The organism is Streptomyces sp. NPDC102274 (assembly GCF_044766385.1).
Taxonomy (GTDB): Bacteria; Actinomycetota; Actinomycetes; order Streptomycetales; family Streptomycetaceae; genus Streptomyces.
Genome location: NZ_JBIWLW010000046.1, coordinates 36,026 through 50,773, shown reverse-complemented (window position 1 = coordinate 50,773; position 14,748 = coordinate 36,026). Strand labels below are relative to the sequence as shown.

Below are 14,748 nucleotides of genomic sequence, written 5' to 3'. Positions count from 1 at the left end.
GCGTCGCACGCACCCCGATCGGGTGAGTAACGAACCACCGCCACTCTGACGGTCCGTCAGCCAACTAGACTCCGAAAGGGCCCCTTGACCAGGGCGTATGGAGAACTGCAACTGGAGTACTAAATGCCTGACGCCCCATCCGTCCCGCCAGTGATCGAACCGGGACGCGACTCCGGGCGCATCGCCGCGGATCGGGGGACCGCGACCGCCTTAGCGTTCAATCCCGGGCTCACCAGTACGAGACCCCGTGAATTGCTGGTGCCCTATGACAGAGAGCAGTTGTAGTTTCCCCTGGCTTTCCGTGCCGGGGCGCGTGGTCATCACCAGCAGGGTCTGTGCGAGGTTCTCGGTGAACAGGACCTGGCAATCGACGTCGATACGGCCGAGCTCCGGGTGAACGAGGGTTTTGCGGTCCTCGAAGCGCTTGGCGACCTCGTGCCGTTCCCACACGCGGACGAATTCAGGGCTGAGTTCGTGTAGTTCGGCGACGATCCGCGCGGCTCTGGGGTCGCCGCGGTCAGAGGTCAGCGCGGTCCGCAGGGCGGCTGCCTGGATCCGGCTCTGCCGCGGGTGGTCTTCTTCCGGATAGTGGCTACGCTCGGCCGGGTCGGTGAACCAGCGGTAGTAGGCGCTGCGGGCCAGACCGGTGTGGCGGGTCTGGTCGCCGAGCAGTGCGATCGCGAGCGGGTTCTGCACCAGGGTGTCGGCCAGATCGGACAGCACCAGGGCCGGGGTGTCATCGAGGCGGTCCAGGACCCGCATCAGAGCCGGGCTGATGTGCTCGGAGCGATGGAAGCGGGCCGGGGCGTTGTGGCCGATGAGGCGGAAGAGGTGGTCGCGTTCGTCCAGGGTCAGGCGCAGTGCGCGGGCGAGGGCGGCTGCGATCTGCTCGGAGGGCTGCGGGCCGCGCTGCTGTTCCAGCCGGGTGTAGTAGTCAGTGGACATGCCGGCGAGACCGGCGACCTCTTCGCGGCGCAGTCCCCGGGTGCGCCTGCGCGGGCCGTCGACCAGTCCGACGTCGCCGGGCTGCAGCGTCTCACGCCGCCGACGCAGGAAATCCGCCAGTTCCTCTTTGTCCATGCCCTCCATGGTGACTGCTGCCTGCCCATTCATCCAGGGACCGCCGATCCCCGGCTCGGCCCCTCGCGGGCGGAGCCAGCCGCCACCGGCACACCTCGGCAGGGATCGCGGATCCGTGGACAAGCGCTCCTCTCCCGCCCCTGCCGGAGGCGCCCGCATAGTCGGCGGTGCGGGGCGTACCAGCTCCCGCACCGAAAGAGAGAGAACATTCCCATGAAGATCACGGGCAACACGGTTCTGATCACCGGCGGCACCTCGGGTATCGGGCTCGGTCTGGCCCTGCGCTTTCTTCAGGCCGGCAACAGGGTGATCGTCGCCGGACGGCGCAAGGAACTGCTCGGCCAGATCACGACCGACCACCCGGGCATCGAGACGATCGTCCTCGACGTCACCGACCCCACGTCGATCGCCCACGCCCGCACCACGGTGACCAGCACCTATCCGGAGGTGAACGTCCTGGTCAACAACGCCGGCATCATGCTGCCGGAAACCCTCCTCGACGCCGACTCCCTGCAGATCGCCGAGGACACCGTCACCACCAACCTGCTCGGCCCGATCCGAATGGTCCACGCCTTCCTGCCCCACCTGGTGGCCAAGGACGACGCAGTCATCATCAACGTCAGCTCCGGCCTGGCGTTCGTACCGCTGCCGATCACCCCGACCTACAACGCCACCAAAGCCGCGGTCCACTCCTTCACCGAGAGCCTGCGCGTCCAGCTCTCAGACACCTCCGTCAAGGTGATCGAACTGGTCCCGCCGGCCGTGCGGACCACCTTGATGGGGCAGCAGGACAGCGAGCGGGCCATGCCACTGCAGGATTTCCTCTCCGAGGTCATGACCCTCCTGCGCACCCAGCCCGACGCTGGCGAAGTCCTCGTCGAGAACGTCAAGTTCCTGCGCCATGCCCAGGTCAACGGCACCTACGACAACGTACTGGCCATGCTCAGCGGCCACTGACCTTTCTGCCCAGCCACAGCAGCAGGGTCGCTCCGCCCGGACCTGGCCCGCCATGCACTGGCACCCCCTGGCGCACCCACCACCAGACCCGATGTCGGCGGCTTGTCGGCGGCGTCCGGCACCGGCGCGCAGCACGGCGGTGGTGCTGGCGCAAGACTCTCGTGACGCTGGTCGGCCACAGCTATGGCGGCATGGTCGCGGTCGGCGTCACCGGCCGGTTGCGGCACCCGGCCGTGCGCCGTCCGATCTAATCGACGCGCCCGACAGGCTGGTCGCGCTGCTGGACGAGGTGTGCACCACCGAGGGAGCCATCGCATGACCGCGGTGACACCGGCGGCGGTACCGGCCGCACGCCCGGCGCGGACCCCAGTCCCGCACCTGACCCGGGCACGCCCCGGAACGACGGCGCGGGCAAGCCCACAGACGCTCCTGGGCAGGCCCGCGCTGTCGGCTGGCGCATGAGCTGGCGAGTTGGTCGGCGAGGGTTGTTTACCTCGGCCGTTGCAGGTGTCCGGGAACGCGTACGGTCTCGTGGCGGCCCTCGACGTACTGGCTTTAGGCGGGCTGTCCGACTGGTGGCCAAGAAAGCAAAAAGTGCCTCTGACCAGCGAGAATGAGGATTGCCGAGGTCCTTGTTCCCGCCACCGTCGGAGGCACTTTCCAGATGAAGAAGCGTATCGGGTCCCACCCGCGTGTCCGCGTCGAGGGCGGCGGTCGCGGAGTGGTTCGCAAGCCGGTGCGGTACTGCTGGTCGAGACGGTCCGCAAGACAAGGTCCTCCTGGACGTCGCCCTGACGGTCGCGCTCGGCGGTGACTGCCTCGCGGATGTCGCGATGCTGCGGTGCGAGCCGGCCGTCTTCGGCCCGGTCGCCTCCGACCCGACGGTCTCCCGCCTGATCGACGTCCTTACCGCCTCCGGCGAGAAGGCCCTGCAGGCCATCCGGTCCGCACGGTCCGAGGTGCGTAACCGGGTCTGGTCGCTGGCGGGCAAACACGCTCCGGACGCCGGTGGACAGGTCACGGTCGACCTCGACGGTGCCCTGGAACTCGGCTGCGTCCTTGCCGGAAGCACCCGATCGGCCCGGCTCGGTAGCATGCAACGCATGGCCATCAAACTTGAGAACGTCGGCATCGCCGTCCGCGACCTCGAAGCAACGATCTCCTTTTTCACCGACCTCGGCCTCACGGTCGTCGGCCGTGACACGGTCAGTGGTGAGTGGACCGACACCGCCGTCGGCCTTGATGGCAATCACGCCAACATTGCGATGCTCCAGACGCCAGACGGTCACGGTCGCCTTGAGCTCTTCGAGTACATCCACCCCGAAGCGATCGAGTCGGAGCCCACTCGTCCCAACGAGATTGGCATGCATCGCGTCGCCTTCTCAGTCGACGACATCGACAAAGCCCTTGAGACAGCCGCAAAGCACGGATGCCATCCGCTTCGCGGTGTGGCGACCTATGAGGACGTCTACAAGCTCACGTACGTCCGCGGTCCCAGCGGCATCCTTGTGATGCTCGCCGAGGAGCTGAAGAAGAACTGACGGCTGATCGGGTCGATTAGCCTCGCAGCCGGTCGCCGCCCTCCTGAGACCGGGAAACGCGGACTCGAACACGGCCGCCGACCACATCGCCACCTCTCAAGTGGCCCTGGCCCAGCTGCCGAAGAAGTACCGGCGAGGGCGACAGACCCTGATCCGCACGGACTCCGCCGGCGGCACTCACCACTTCGTGTCCTGACTCGCCAAGCGACGGGGCCTGGGCCGCCGAGGTCACCGGCAAGCTGCTGGACGGCTGGCCGAAGGGCATGCGGTTGATCGTCCGCAAGGAACGACCGCATCCCGGAGCCCAGTTGAGGATCACGGACGCGGACGGCACGCGGATCACCTGCTTCGCGACCAACACCCCTGACCGGCCGATCGCTGAGCTCGAGCTCCGTCACCGGCTGCGCGCCCGAGCGGAAGACCGGATCCGGGCCGCCAGGACCACCGGACTGCGCAACCTGCCCCTGCACCACACCGCGCGGAACAGGGTCTGGCTGGAGATCGTTCAGATCGCACTCGACCTGCTGGCCTGGATGCCCATGCTCGCCCTGACTGGGCACAGCCCGGCTCTGGGAACCCCGCCGACTGCGGTTCCGTCTCTTATCCGCGGCCGCCCAACTCGTCACCACCGGCCGGCGCCGCATCCTCCGATTCACCCGCCACTGGCCCTGGACAGGCGAGATCACAGCCGCCCTCGAACGACTCGCGCTCCTGCCCAACCCGGGCTGACCAGCAGACCTCCCGTCCCGACGGCAGCACCACCCCACCCCGGGCAGTGGAACCCTGCGCCCACCCGTCGCGACAGCCGGGCCACCGGCCTGCCCACCACCCGCCCTGGAACGCGAAAGGGTCCACCGACTCCGTCCACGGACCCTCACGCAAGATCGAGGCTAATTCTCCGGCTGTAGATCGTGATCCGAGAGAGGCGCGTCGGCGAGGGACGGCCGTTATTCCAGCCACATCCCGTCGCGCATGATGACTCTCCCGCGTAGTTCTGGCTCGCCGCGCCAAGCGCGCACAGTCCTCGGGACCAGGCGTACGTACAGAAAGGAACCCTCTTCCATGCGTGGATCCCACCCGAACTTGTCGGCGAACGCCTCCGCTGCGCCTCCGGGCACCTCCTGGTCCGGGAAACACTCCGCCTCACCCTGGAGGAGCACCACGTCGAAGGTGTCCGGTAGCGACAGGCGCACGCGCGGCTCTTTGCGGACGTTTCGCGCAGTCACGGAAGTGGCGCTGGTGCACATCCACACCGCTCGCCCATCCCACAAGAACCACAGCGGCACCTGGTGCGGCCCGTGATCAGGGTGAGCCGTCGACATCCATACATCCCGCTCGGTAACGAGCCGCTCCAGAGCGTCGCGTATACGCTCCGCCGTCTGGCGACGAACGATTCCTGTGGTCTCCATGAGGACCGACCCTAGCCAGCAGGCACCAAGCGCGCCTGAGGCGCAGGGCCTACTCCCAGCGACCGATGAACCCCTCAGCTTTTGGCTCGGGGCGACCAACTTCGGTGCTCAGGGTGGGCAGCGGAAGTGCTCAGTCACACGTGTCTCCGGTAATGGCCGGCTCGTGATCGCGCCTGATGGCTGCGTCGCCAGGCGGACCAGCTGAGCCGGTGGGCCGGGCCGTGAACGGGCCGGCAACAACACTGATGAACAGGCGCTGGATCTCGTTGCAGGTCAGCGGGGTCAGGTCGCCCGGCGTGGGGCGGTGTGCGTGGTCGTCGGCGCGGACGACGGCGCGGAAGGCGTGGGCCAGCATTGCGAGGGTTACCCAGCGGGCCCAGGAAGGGTAGCGGCGGACCTGGTGCTCATCCAGTCCGGTCGGCCCCTTCTCACTTTGGAAGGTTTCCTCCACCCACCATTTGGAACCTGCGACCTTGATCAGGGTGGTCAGGGATGCCGAGGTGGTGGAGTGACAGCGGTAATAGGCGAGTTCACCGATGGTGCGCTTGCGACGGACCAGGAGCTGATGGTGGCCCAGTGACACCTCGACGAGGTCGATGACGGCCCAGTCGTAGAACCGCTGTCCCTTCGCGCCGCATCCGGCCGAAAGCTTCTGCCAGGCCCTCTTCGGCACCTTCTTCACCAGCACATCAGCGCGGAACGTGCCTGCGCCGGTGGTCATTTCGGCTGAGCGGGCCACCGCGAGAACATAGCCGATGCCGCGGTTTTCCAGCGCGGATCACAGTTTCGGGTTGCCGCCATAGACCTCGTCACCCGTGACCCAGCCGACGCGGTGTCGATTCCCCGACCCACTCCGCGATCGTCCAGCAGTTCTTGCGCGGCAGGTCGGACAGCAAGCCCAGCACCAACCGCCCAGCCCGCAGGCGGGGTTCGACCTGCGCGAACCGACCCGCGATCCGGCCCATGGCCACCTCGAACGCCTCCCGCCAACGCACGCCGCCGTGGCCGTTGAGCGAGCGCAGTGTGTGGCGGGAGGTTGACCTCCTTCCCTTTGCCCACTACTTGTCTGTGCATCCCAACGGGACCGCCGAGCCGATCCGGTGGTGGGATCCTCCGGCCCCGGAGCTGCCGACGGATCTGGCCGCTCCCGAGTTGCGCAAGGCGCTGGTTGCGGCGGTCGCGGCGCGAGCGGGCGCATCCTCGGCCATCGGTGCCGATCTCTCCGGCGGAATGGACTCGACAAGTCTTTGTTTTCTCGCCGCCGAGCAGGGCCCTAGGCTGGTGACCATACGACGCCAGCTCATGGACCCGCGGAATTGCGACGATTCCATTGCCGGCCGGGCCGCGGCGGATCTGCCCGCCGCCGAGCACATCGTCCTCGACAAGGACACGGCCTCGCCGTATTACGAATCGCCGGACCGCGATGATCTGGCGATGGACGAACCGCCTCCGTTCATCGCCATGGCGAGCCATATGGAAGATGTCGCCCGGATCATGGCCTCGCATGGGGTCACCAGGCACCTTCAGGGCCACGGCAGTGACGAACTGGCAGCTACCGGAACGACCTATGTGAACGCCCTGGCCCAGCGGAGTCTGCTCGGATCCCTGGGCATGGTCCGCGCGGCGCGCGCCCGGCGACGCTGGTCCCTTGCCACGACCTTGCGCGTCGTCCGGGCCTTTCCGCCCTACGCCCAGTGGCTGCATCGCTCCGGGGACGAACTGCTCTGTCCGCCGGACGTCGAGTCGGAGGTGGGTTGGGAGCCTGCCCCACGGCTTCCTCCGTGGGCTTCCCGGGAAGCTGCCGCACTGGTCCGGGAAGCGATAACCCGTACGGCGGGAACGGATCCCCAACCGATGTCGTCGATCCCCACGCAGCACGAGATCCTGCGCTGTATCCGCGTCAACGGTGGGATCATTCGCTTTGCGAACACGCTCGGGGAGCGCTTCGGTGTGAGTTTCGAAGCTCCGTTCCTCGATGATCGGGTCGTGGAGACGGCGCTGTCCGTCCGGATGGCGGACCGGTACGTCGTTGGCCGCCACAAACCCGTCCTGGCGGCCGCCCTGCGTGGAACGGTGCCGGATTATGTTCTCGACCGGACCACCAAGAGCCATTTCACTGTGGACGTCTACGCCGGCCGGAAGCGCAACCTCGCAAAGATGCGGGAGATGTGTGAGGAGTCGCTCCTTGTCGACCTGGGGCTGATCGGTCGCGAGGGCTTCCGCCGCGCTCTCTCGAGCACGATGCCGGACCCCATGCATATGGGCACGCTCGAAAAGACGATGGCCTGCGAGGCATGGCTCCGTTCCCTGCCGGCGAAAAGCAGCCCGCAGGCGCATTGACACAACGAACCAGGAGGCTCTGGATGAAAGGCATAGCCCTCTCCCCCTTCGTCACGATGACCGAGACCGAGGATGGAATGGTGTTCCTCAACAAACGGACCGGACGGTACTGGCAGCTGAACGGCACAGGGTCGGAGATTGTTCGTCTGCTGCTGAGCGGCGAGACCGTGGAGTCGGTAGCGAGCCGACTACAGGAGAAGTATCCCGACGCGTCCGATCAGACCTTGTCGGACGTCCACACGTTGGTGGGCCGGCTCCAGGCAGCGAAGCTGCTCGCCCGATGAGCATCTCGATGGTCAACGAGCGGGCGATTTCACCGCCGCCACTGTGGATCCGCCCGCTGGCGAGAGCCGCGGTCCTGCTGGCCCGGGGCATCGCGAAACTGTCACCCGAGCGTCAGTTCGCACTGCTCAAATCCTTGCGTCGCGGCGCGCGTGCGAGTCGCGCGGACGAAGCCCACCGGGCCCGCAATGCCGTCCTCTTTGTCAGCGTGATGTGCACGGGACCGTGGTGTCTGCAACGGTCGGTAGCCACCGCGCTGCTGTGCCGCATCTGCGGCACCTGGCCCGAATGGTGCGTGGGAGTACGCACGGAGCCTTTCACTGCTCATGCCTGGGTCCAGGTGGACGGCATACCGATAGACGAGGACACGGAGCAGATCGATTGCTTCCACAGAATGGTCGTCATTCGACCGCGATCGAGGAAGGAGCCGTCGGAATGACGATCTCGTACGGGTTCGACCTGCTCACAGCCGACAGTACGGACATCACAACAGCCTGGGGGAAACGGACGAGTCCACTGTCCGTCAGCCCGTCCTTCCTCACCTCCCTCGACCACATCACGATCGACCGGCTGCTGGAAGAAAGGGCGCTGCGACCACCGAACATCTCCTTCGCCCTGAACGGCAGACAACTTCCGGACCGTGAGGTGATCATCGCAGGGGCGCCGTCGTCGAACCCGGACGCTGGGCTTCTGGACCGGGCCAAGGCCCGGTCCCTGGTGACCCATGGGGCCACCGTAATGGTCTACCAGGCCCACCAGTTGATCGACCCGCTCAGCGCGACCGCCGCGCGCATCTCAGCGGCGTTGCGCGCCTCCTGCGGCACAACCGTGTTCCACACACCGGCGCGCAACCCCGGACTCGGCTGGCACCGGGACGGCCAGCACGTGGTCGCCGTGCAAATCGCCGGCTCGAAGGAATGGCGGGTGGAGAAGAACGCCCCGTCGCACTGGTGGACCTCCGGCGCCCTCGTCACCGACGGTCCCGACACCGACATCGCTCATGTCACCCTCGGTCGCGGTGAGGCGCTCTACATGCCCCCGGGGGTCGCCCACACGGCACGGGCGACCAACGAGTCGAGTACCCATGTGTCGTTCATCATCCAGGAACCGCAGACCAAGGACCTCACGCTCGCGATGTTCGAACGCGCCTCACAGGGCGTCAAAGCCAGGCTCGAGGAAGGCCCGGTCACAGAGCGAAGGACGCGAGCAGCAATGGTGGCACGCGAGCTCGCTTCGGCCGTGCATGAACTCGATATCGACGAGTTGCTCGAGATGGTGGAGAAAGACGCCATGGAGGCCGGGCAGCCGCCTCTCGACTGATCGGAGCGACCCCCGGGCATGCGCCGAGGCAAAGGCCCGTCGGTAGATACGGCCCGCGGGCGCGCGTGGTGCATCGCGCGGCAACAAAACAGCTTCCCAGCTCCGCAGACCACTGATCACCTTGCTCCCGATCAGACATTGATCAGTCGTGACGTTGATCAGCCGTCACGTCGACTCACACTGCGGGCGAGCTTGTCCTGGAGGCGGCGGGCGTCCTCCGCGCGATGCTGGGAGTGGTAGAGGCTGACGGCCTGGCGCCAGTTGTGGCGGGCCTCGTCAGGCTGAGCGAGGGCCAGATGGACATCGCCGAGGTTGGCGAGGGTGTTGGCCTCCTCGTAGAGATTGCCGAGGTCGTGGAAGAGCGCACGGGCGCTGCGGTAGTAGACGAGTGCTTCGTCGTGACGGGCCGCCGCGTGGGCGATGAAGCCGAGGCTGTCGAGGGTGCAGGCCTCCCCGTCGCGGAAACCTTGCCGCTCGTGGATCTCCAGGCCCTCCTTGCAGTGAGCCAGGGCCTGCCCGTAGTCCCCGAGGCGGGCCTCGTACCAGCCGACGGCGTTGAGCGCGTTCGCCCGCGCCAGCGGGTCGTGGCCCATGCGCTGGAGCCGCAAGGTGTGACGGACATGGGTCAGGGCCTGTCGGTCGTCACCCTGCCGGGCCCACGACCAGGCGACGACGTCGTGGATGCGCGCCTGCTCGGAGAGATCACCGGCATCCTCGGCCGCCACGAGCGCCAAGTTGGCGTGCTGGAGGGCGGCGTCGTGGTTGCCGGACCGGGCGCAGGCATGAGCCAGACGGCGGTGCGCCCAGGCGCGGACGGTCCCTTCACCGAGGCGTTCGGCCGCGGCCAGACCCGTGCGCCACAGGGCCAGATGGTCGTGGAGCCGCCCTTGCCGCCAGAGAAAGCCGTCCACAACCCGGGCCAGCTGCCACACCAGGACGTCCCATCTCTGCCGGTCGGCGAAGCCCTGGGCGGCGAGCAGGCAAGCGTGCTCGGCGCGGAACCACGACATGACGGCCATCTGGTCGGCCGGCGCCTGGGGGGTCACGCCGTCCAGGGGCGGTTCGAGTTCCAAGCCGTGATGCTGAAGCGGAGTAAGAATTCGATCACCGGCGTAGGCGGTGTGAAGGTAGAAGTCCAGGACGCGTCGCAGCGCCTGGTCGCGGGACTCCTCCTTCTGGTCCACGGCGGCCCGCTCGGCAGCGTATAGGCGGATCAGGTCATGCATGCGGTACCGGTGGGCCGCGGGTTGCTGCACCAGATGGACCGTCTCCAGCGCCCGCAGGGCTGCCCGGGTTGCAGCCGGTGAACGACCGAGGAGGCTTCCGGCCGCAGCCAGACCGATCTCCGGGCCCGGCGCCGCCCCAAGAAGCCGGAAGGCCTCTGCGGCCCCGTCGCTGAGGGCACGGTACGACACGAGGCACACCGCCCGGACGCTGGCCGAAAGATCACCCGCATCCAGAGCGTCCAGCCGCGCCGACTGGTCCTGGAGTTCCTCGGCGAGCACGGTCAACGGGGAGCCGGTCCTGGTGGCCGCGCGGGCTCCGACGACGCTGATGGCCAGGGGCAGCCCCGCGCAATGCTCCAGCACGGCGGTGACGGCCTCGGGATCGACGGCCAGTCTGTCCTCGCCCAGGTGACGGCCCAGCAGCTTCCAGGACTCGGACGCTGTGAGCGCGTCCAGCGGCAGGAGGCGCGCCCTGTGGGTGACAGCGAGCCCGGTCAGCCGGCGACGGCTGGTGACCAGGACCGCACATCCGGCGCCGCCCGGTAACAGCGCAGCCACCTGTGCGGCGTCCTCAGCGTTGTCCAGGACGATCAGCATGCGTCGCTCAGCGACCAGGCTGCGATAGAGCCCGGCCAGCGCCTGCTGGTCCACCGGCACCGAGCCCGGATCCACGCCGAGTGCGTCGAGGAATACCCGGACCGCGGCGGCAGGCGCCAGCGGCTCTCCCGAGGGAGCAAAACCGCGAAGATCCACATAGAGCTGCCCGTCCGGGAACCGGTCGGTGTTCCGGTGCGCCCAGTACATGGCGAGCGAGGTCTTCCCGATGCCGCCGATACCGCTGACGGCGCACACTGCCACCGCCCCACCGGGCTGCCCTGCCTGCCCCAGGGCCTCGTCGAGTTCAGCGAGCTCAAGCTGTCGCCCGGTGAACCACATGGGGGCGGCGGGCAGTTGGCGTGGGAGCGCGCGGTCCCGTGACGTTGGAATGCCGGAGGTGGACGCGGCCCCGGCCGCCGGTGCCGCGGTGGCGCCGGGCACGCCGAGCGCCGGGTCATTGGCCAGGAGCCGCTGATGCAGTCGCCCTAACTCAAGGCCCGGGTCGCTCCCCAGCTCCTCGGCCAGCGCGCGCCGAACCTGCTCGAAACAGCGCAGTGCGTCTGCCGTGCGGCCGCTTCGGTAGAGTGCCAGCATGAACTGGGCGGCCAGCCGCTCGTCCAGCGGATGCGCGTCGTGACAGGCAGCGAGCTCGGTCAGCAGCGAGGCATGGTGCCCGCGGCGTAACTGGACGTCGTTACGGTCGAGTCGGCAGGCGTGCCTCTCCCCGAGCAGCGACTCCCTCAGCGAGTTGAACCACGGTGTGTCCACTCCGGCGAACGGCTCACCGCGCCACAGCCCGAGTGCTCGCTCGAACAGAGCGGCCGCTCGGCCGTCGTCCGCCGCTCTGGCCTGTCCGACCAGATCGCCGAAGACGTGCACGTCCACGACCGCCGGTTCGGCGAGAAACGCGTATCCCGCGGGCCGCCGCGCGATGGACGCCCTGTCTGCGCACGTCTCATCCGCCATCGTGTCAAGCGCCTGCCGCAGCCGGGAAAGATAGCTGTACAACGTCGACCTGCCACGCTGCGGCGGACGGATGCCCCACACCCGATCGACCAGCCTGTCTACCGGCACAGTACGGTTGATGTCCACCAGCAGCGCCGCGAGCACAGTGCGCTGCCGGGCCGGACCAAGGTCCACGGCAACGCCGTCACTGTGCGCCTGAATCTCCCCCAGCACACCGAATCCGATCATCACCGCGCCCCCTCGCACGTCGCGCCCGCATCCTGCCACAAATCCGCCACCTGCAATTCAAGAACCGGACACTCCGCTGCGGCAGTGACGAGGTCGCTGTCGGCGCAGCGTCCGTCGCCGGGCCTCGATCCGACGCGGGTCGCCGCCCTCCTGGACATCTGCTCACGCCGGGTGCTCGGCTGGTCAATGGCTCCGCATATGCGCACCGAACCGGCTCATCGACTACCGAGGACCCTGGCGTCTCCCCGGACCGGACTTTCACTGCCTGGCTATCCTGGGCCTGACGTCCGGTTACATCATTCACACCCCTTCTGAGCTGCGGTGACGCCCGGACTGCTGGACGTACACTTGCTCTTTGACCTTTGGCGGAGCCTCGCTGACATCGGTAGGTTCTCCGCTGTGACCTTGGTGGAGACGCAGGGCCTCACGTCGATGACCGACGAGGCGCAGTTACGTTGGATGGTGCTGGGGGACGCGGCTCGGCAGCCGCCCGTGGTCATACTCCATGGCGGTCCGGGTCTGCCGGACTATCTGGGCGATGTCGCTCCCATGGTCGCGGACCTCGCGCCCGTGTACCGGTACGACCAGCGTGGCACGGGCCGATCCCCGTGGTGGGGCCGCCATTCCTTCGCCCGGCATGTCGACGATCTCGCCGAGTTGCTCGACGCATGGGACGTGCCCAAGGCCGTGTTGATCGGACACTCCTGCGGCACCGACCTGGCGAGCCGGTTCCGCCTGAAGCACTCCGACCGAGTTGCCGCAATGCTCCTGACGTGCGGGCCGTTCGTCGGTGATTGGCGCACCGGGGACCGAGCGGAGCGCGACCGCCGCATGTCCGCGGCGCAGCAGGAGCGGCTCCGCGCATTGGAGGAGTTGCCGCACCGCACGGAGGAGCAGGAGGTCGAGCTGCTCACGCTGGCCTGGTTCACCGACCACGCCGATCCCGAACGCGGGTGGCACTGGGCAGCCCAGGAGGCCGGCGTCGTCGCCCCATCAACTGGGCTATGAACGGCGAACTTGGCAGGGAAGGACGCGCGGACCCGCTCGATGAACACATTGCCGAGCTGCGCGCGCACCTGCCCACGCGAGCGGAGCTCCTCGGGGGGACCGACGATCCCCGCCCTCTGTCGGCACTTGAATCACTCGCACTCCGGCTCGCTCTTCCGCTGACGCGGATCGAGGGCGGCGGACGCGGTGCTGTGTGCGCCGGCGTGTGGTGCACTCGCCGGTGGAGCTGACATTGCCGCCTGAGCACCGGCGTGGGCACGGGGCGATGTACGACGGCCTCAACCAGGGCCGGATCGAAGCCGACCGACTGCGGCAGGTGCCGGCCGGCCTGCCGCTGCCCCGGTACCCGGACGGGCGACTGGTCCTGGCGGTGGACGTCTCGCCGTGGCCGTGGTCGGACGCGCCATGCTCGCCGGACCGGTTGTTCACCGTTTATCTGGACAGTTTCGCCTCAGAAGCCGGACGGACACACTTCCGGTGCCGCCGGTCCGGAGCGGCCGTTTCACCGCGACTCGATTGGCATCGTCGCGTCAATTGACATCGTCGAGGACCTCGCGCAGCTTGCGCGCGAAGGCCTCGGGCTGCCCGGCATAGCCGGACTCGCCGTCGAGGAAGCCGCCGTGGTGGCTCGGGAACACCGTCGCCCGCCGGCCGAGCAGCTTGGCTGTCGCCACCGAGGTGCGTCCGGTGAACGCGTCCCCGGACTCCTCGCCCACCGCGATCACGACCCGTGTCGGCGCCGCGGTCAGCGCGTCGGCGTCGGGCCGGTAGCCGCTGACCGCCCAGGACCGGTCGGAGAGCAGCGGATCGTCACGGGAGCCGTCATCCTCGGTCGGCATGCCGAACGCGGCAGGATCCGGCGCGGGCTGGGCGAAGTAGTCGTCGGTGAACTCACCCTGCCACGACGTCATCACGATGAAGGCCGCCATGCCGGCACCCCAACCCTTCCCCTCGTACGCGTCCCGGACACCGGCCCGGGCGCGCTCAGCAGCCAGGGCATCGGGGAGCAGCGGAATGAGCGGCGGCTCGTGCGCCACCAGGGTGGTCACGACATCGGGGTATGCCGCCACGAGGGCGAGCGCGGTCACCGCACCGCCGCTGCTCGCGAACATCTCGACCGGGCCCACGCCGAGCGCCTCGATGACGGCACGCACATCGGCAGCCTGGGTCGTGGGCGCATGGTCGACCCGGCCGTCCTTGCGGGTGCTGCGGCCGAGGCCGCGCGGGTCGTAGGTGATCACGGTGCGCTCGGGGAAGTACGACGTGAGCGCAACGAAGCCGCTGGCGTCCATGGGCTGGCCGATCATGACCAGCGGTGGACGTCCGTCGCTGGTCGGCAGCGGGCCATGGACGTCGTAGGCGAGATCGACCTCGGGAGTCTCGAGTATCTGAGTAGTCATACGGTGTAGACCCTTTCCCCATCGAGAACTCATCGGTCCCTACGCCCGCGGCGCTCCATGGCGCCGCCCGGTCTGCCTCAGCCGCCGGCCCCCGCGGAACCGGAACCTCGAATAAAATTCGCCGCACGGGTTTTCCACAGCGCCCAGCGCCTCAACTACCGGTACTCGCCTACAACGGGCGAGGCGAGTGCACGGGCGCCGGCGGCCTCGCGGCTGCTGCTCACACGAACCGGACCTGCTGCACGAGCGGCACCAGTGTGCCCCCTGGGCCGTGCGGCTTCATTCACTTCCAGTGAAGTTGCGACATATCCGTCGGCCAGGGGACGGCCGGTTACCTACTGTCATCGCCCAACCAGCCTTCATACGGTTTTGGTTGACCTGTCCGCCTGCTTTT

General features: G+C 68.0%; 11 protein-coding genes and 4 pseudogenes. 10 read left to right on the top strand and 5 right to left on the bottom strand.

The annotated features are described in order from the left end of the window. Nucleotides 1-210: 210 nt before the first annotated feature. Entirely contained in the window at nt 211-1,080 is an 870-nt protein-coding gene (locus ACIRQP_RS37385; RefSeq protein WP_403898833.1) for a helix-turn-helix domain-containing protein, read from the bottom strand. Nucleotides 1,081-1,293: 213 nt separating this feature from the next. Here ACIRQP_RS37385 and ACIRQP_RS37380 point away from each other — a divergent pair, with 213 nt between their 5' ends. The 4 genes and pseudogenes from ACIRQP_RS37380 to ACIRQP_RS37365 form a co-directional block, all read left to right on the top strand. Further along, nucleotides 1,294-2,037 carry an SDR family oxidoreductase gene (locus ACIRQP_RS37380; protein WP_403898830.1) on the top strand — a complete coding sequence of 248 codons (744 nt, stop codon included), beginning with the start codon at nt 1,294-1,296 and terminating at the stop codon, nt 2,035-2,037. A 770-nt stretch (nt 2,038-2,807) separates the two neighbouring features. Beyond that, a pseudogene (locus ACIRQP_RS37375) lies at nt 2,808-3,080 on the top strand (IS1380 family transposase); the annotation flags it as partial. Between the two features lie 60 nt (nt 3,081-3,140). Further along, nucleotides 3,141-3,578 carry a VOC family protein gene (locus tag ACIRQP_RS37370; protein ID WP_403898842.1) on the top strand — a complete coding sequence of 146 codons (438 nt, stop codon included), beginning with the start codon at nt 3,141-3,143 and terminating at the stop codon, nt 3,576-3,578. Between the two features lie 25 nt (nt 3,579-3,603). Beyond that, nucleotides 3,604-4,307: pseudogene (locus ACIRQP_RS37365) on the top strand (transposase); the annotation flags it as partial. 218 nt (nt 4,308-4,525) lie between these two features. Here ACIRQP_RS37365 and ACIRQP_RS37360 read toward each other — a convergent pair. After that, nucleotides 4,526-4,987 carry a pyridoxamine 5'-phosphate oxidase family protein gene (locus tag ACIRQP_RS37360; protein WP_403898827.1) on the bottom strand — a complete coding sequence of 154 codons (462 nt, stop codon included), beginning with the start codon at nt 4,985-4,987 and terminating at the stop codon, nt 4,526-4,528. A gap of 134 nt (nt 4,988-5,121) precedes the next feature. Continuing rightward, a pseudogene (locus tag ACIRQP_RS37355) lies at nt 5,122-5,952 on the bottom strand (hypothetical protein). On the opposite strand from ACIRQP_RS37355, the gene ACIRQP_RS37350 reads away from it, so the two are divergent. From ACIRQP_RS37350 to ACIRQP_RS37335, 4 genes are read left to right on the top strand one after another with little or no spacing between them, the layout of a single operon-like run. Next, nucleotides 5,951-7,327 carry an asparagine synthase-related protein gene (locus ACIRQP_RS37350; protein ID WP_403898824.1) on the top strand — a complete coding sequence of 459 codons (1,377 nt, stop codon included), beginning with the start codon at nt 5,951-5,953 and terminating at the stop codon, nt 7,325-7,327. The pseudogene ACIRQP_RS37355 and the gene ACIRQP_RS37350 sit on opposite strands and share 2 nt — an antisense overlap. Before the next feature lie 23 nt (nt 7,328-7,350). Beyond that, nucleotides 7,351-7,611: a lasso peptide biosynthesis PqqD family chaperone gene (locus tag ACIRQP_RS37345; protein WP_403898821.1), complete on the top strand. Its 261-nt coding sequence runs from the start codon at nt 7,351-7,353 to the stop codon at nt 7,609-7,611. Next, nucleotides 7,608-8,048, top strand: a complete 441-nt coding sequence (locus ACIRQP_RS37340; protein ID WP_403898818.1) for a lasso peptide biosynthesis B2 protein — start codon at nt 7,608-7,610, stop codon at nt 8,046-8,048. The genes ACIRQP_RS37345 and ACIRQP_RS37340 overlap by 4 nt, the downstream gene beginning before the upstream one ends. Continuing rightward, the gene (locus tag ACIRQP_RS37335) at nt 8,045-8,929 is read left to right on the top strand and encodes a JmjC domain-containing protein (RefSeq protein ID WP_403898815.1); all 885 of its coding nucleotides are present in this window, start codon (nt 8,045-8,047) and stop codon (nt 8,927-8,929) included. Before ACIRQP_RS37340 ends, ACIRQP_RS37335 begins: the two co-directional genes overlap by 4 nt. Nucleotides 8,930-9,087: 158 nt before the next feature. Here the strand turns inward: ACIRQP_RS37335 and ACIRQP_RS37330 are convergent, their stop codons facing one another. Next, a complete protein-coding gene (locus tag ACIRQP_RS37330) occupies nt 9,088-11,946 on the bottom strand; it encodes an AfsR/SARP family transcriptional regulator (RefSeq protein ID WP_403898812.1) in 2,859 nt (952 codons plus the stop codon). A 399-nt stretch (nt 11,947-12,345) separates the two neighbouring features. On the opposite strand from ACIRQP_RS37330, the gene ACIRQP_RS37325 reads away from it, so the two are divergent. Both ACIRQP_RS37325 and ACIRQP_RS37320 read left to right on the top strand, forming a co-directional pair. After that, complete coding sequence (locus ACIRQP_RS37325) at nt 12,346-12,954, top strand: alpha/beta fold hydrolase (RefSeq protein WP_403898809.1); 609 nt, start codon at nt 12,346-12,348, stop codon at nt 12,952-12,954. Nucleotides 12,955-13,131: 177 nt separating this feature from the next. Continuing rightward, a pseudogene (locus ACIRQP_RS37320) lies at nt 13,132-13,381 on the top strand (transposase); the annotation flags it as partial. Between the two features lie 103 nt (nt 13,382-13,484). Here the strand turns inward: ACIRQP_RS37320 and ACIRQP_RS37315 are convergent. Beyond that, entirely contained in the window at nt 13,485-14,354 is an 870-nt protein-coding gene (locus ACIRQP_RS37315) for an alpha/beta fold hydrolase (protein ID WP_403898806.1), read from the bottom strand. Nucleotides 14,355-14,748: the final 394 nt, after the last annotated feature.

Bases quoted from the DNA above. Each gene is read 5' to 3' on its own strand.
- ACIRQP_RS37385 (WP_403898833.1), bottom strand. From the start codon at position 1,080: ATGGACAAAGAGGAACTGGCGGATTTCCTGCGTCGGCGGCGTGAGACG.
- ACIRQP_RS37380 (WP_403898830.1), top strand. From the start codon at position 1,294: ATGAAGATCACGGGCAACACGGTTCTGATCACCGGCGGCACCTCGGGT.
- ACIRQP_RS37370 (WP_403898842.1), top strand. From the start codon at position 3,141: ATGGCCATCAAACTTGAGAACGTCGGCATCGCCGTCCGCGACCTCGAA.
- ACIRQP_RS37360 (WP_403898827.1), bottom strand. From the start codon at position 4,987: ATGGAGACCACAGGAATCGTTCGTCGCCAGACGGCGGAGCGTATACGC.
- ACIRQP_RS37350 (WP_403898824.1), top strand. From the start codon at position 5,951: ATGGCCACCTCGAACGCCTCCCGCCAACGCACGCCGCCGTGGCCGTTG.
- ACIRQP_RS37345 (WP_403898821.1), top strand. From the start codon at position 7,351: ATGAAAGGCATAGCCCTCTCCCCCTTCGTCACGATGACCGAGACCGAG.
- ACIRQP_RS37340 (WP_403898818.1), top strand. From the start codon at position 7,608: ATGAGCATCTCGATGGTCAACGAGCGGGCGATTTCACCGCCGCCACTG.
- ACIRQP_RS37335 (WP_403898815.1), top strand. From the start codon at position 8,045: ATGACGATCTCGTACGGGTTCGACCTGCTCACAGCCGACAGTACGGAC.
- ACIRQP_RS37330 (WP_403898812.1), bottom strand. From the start codon at position 11,946: ATGATCGGATTCGGTGTGCTGGGGGAGATTCAGGCGCACAGTGACGGC.
- ACIRQP_RS37315 (WP_403898806.1), bottom strand. From the start codon at position 14,354: ATGACTACTCAGATACTCGAGACTCCCGAGGTCGATCTCGCCTACGAC.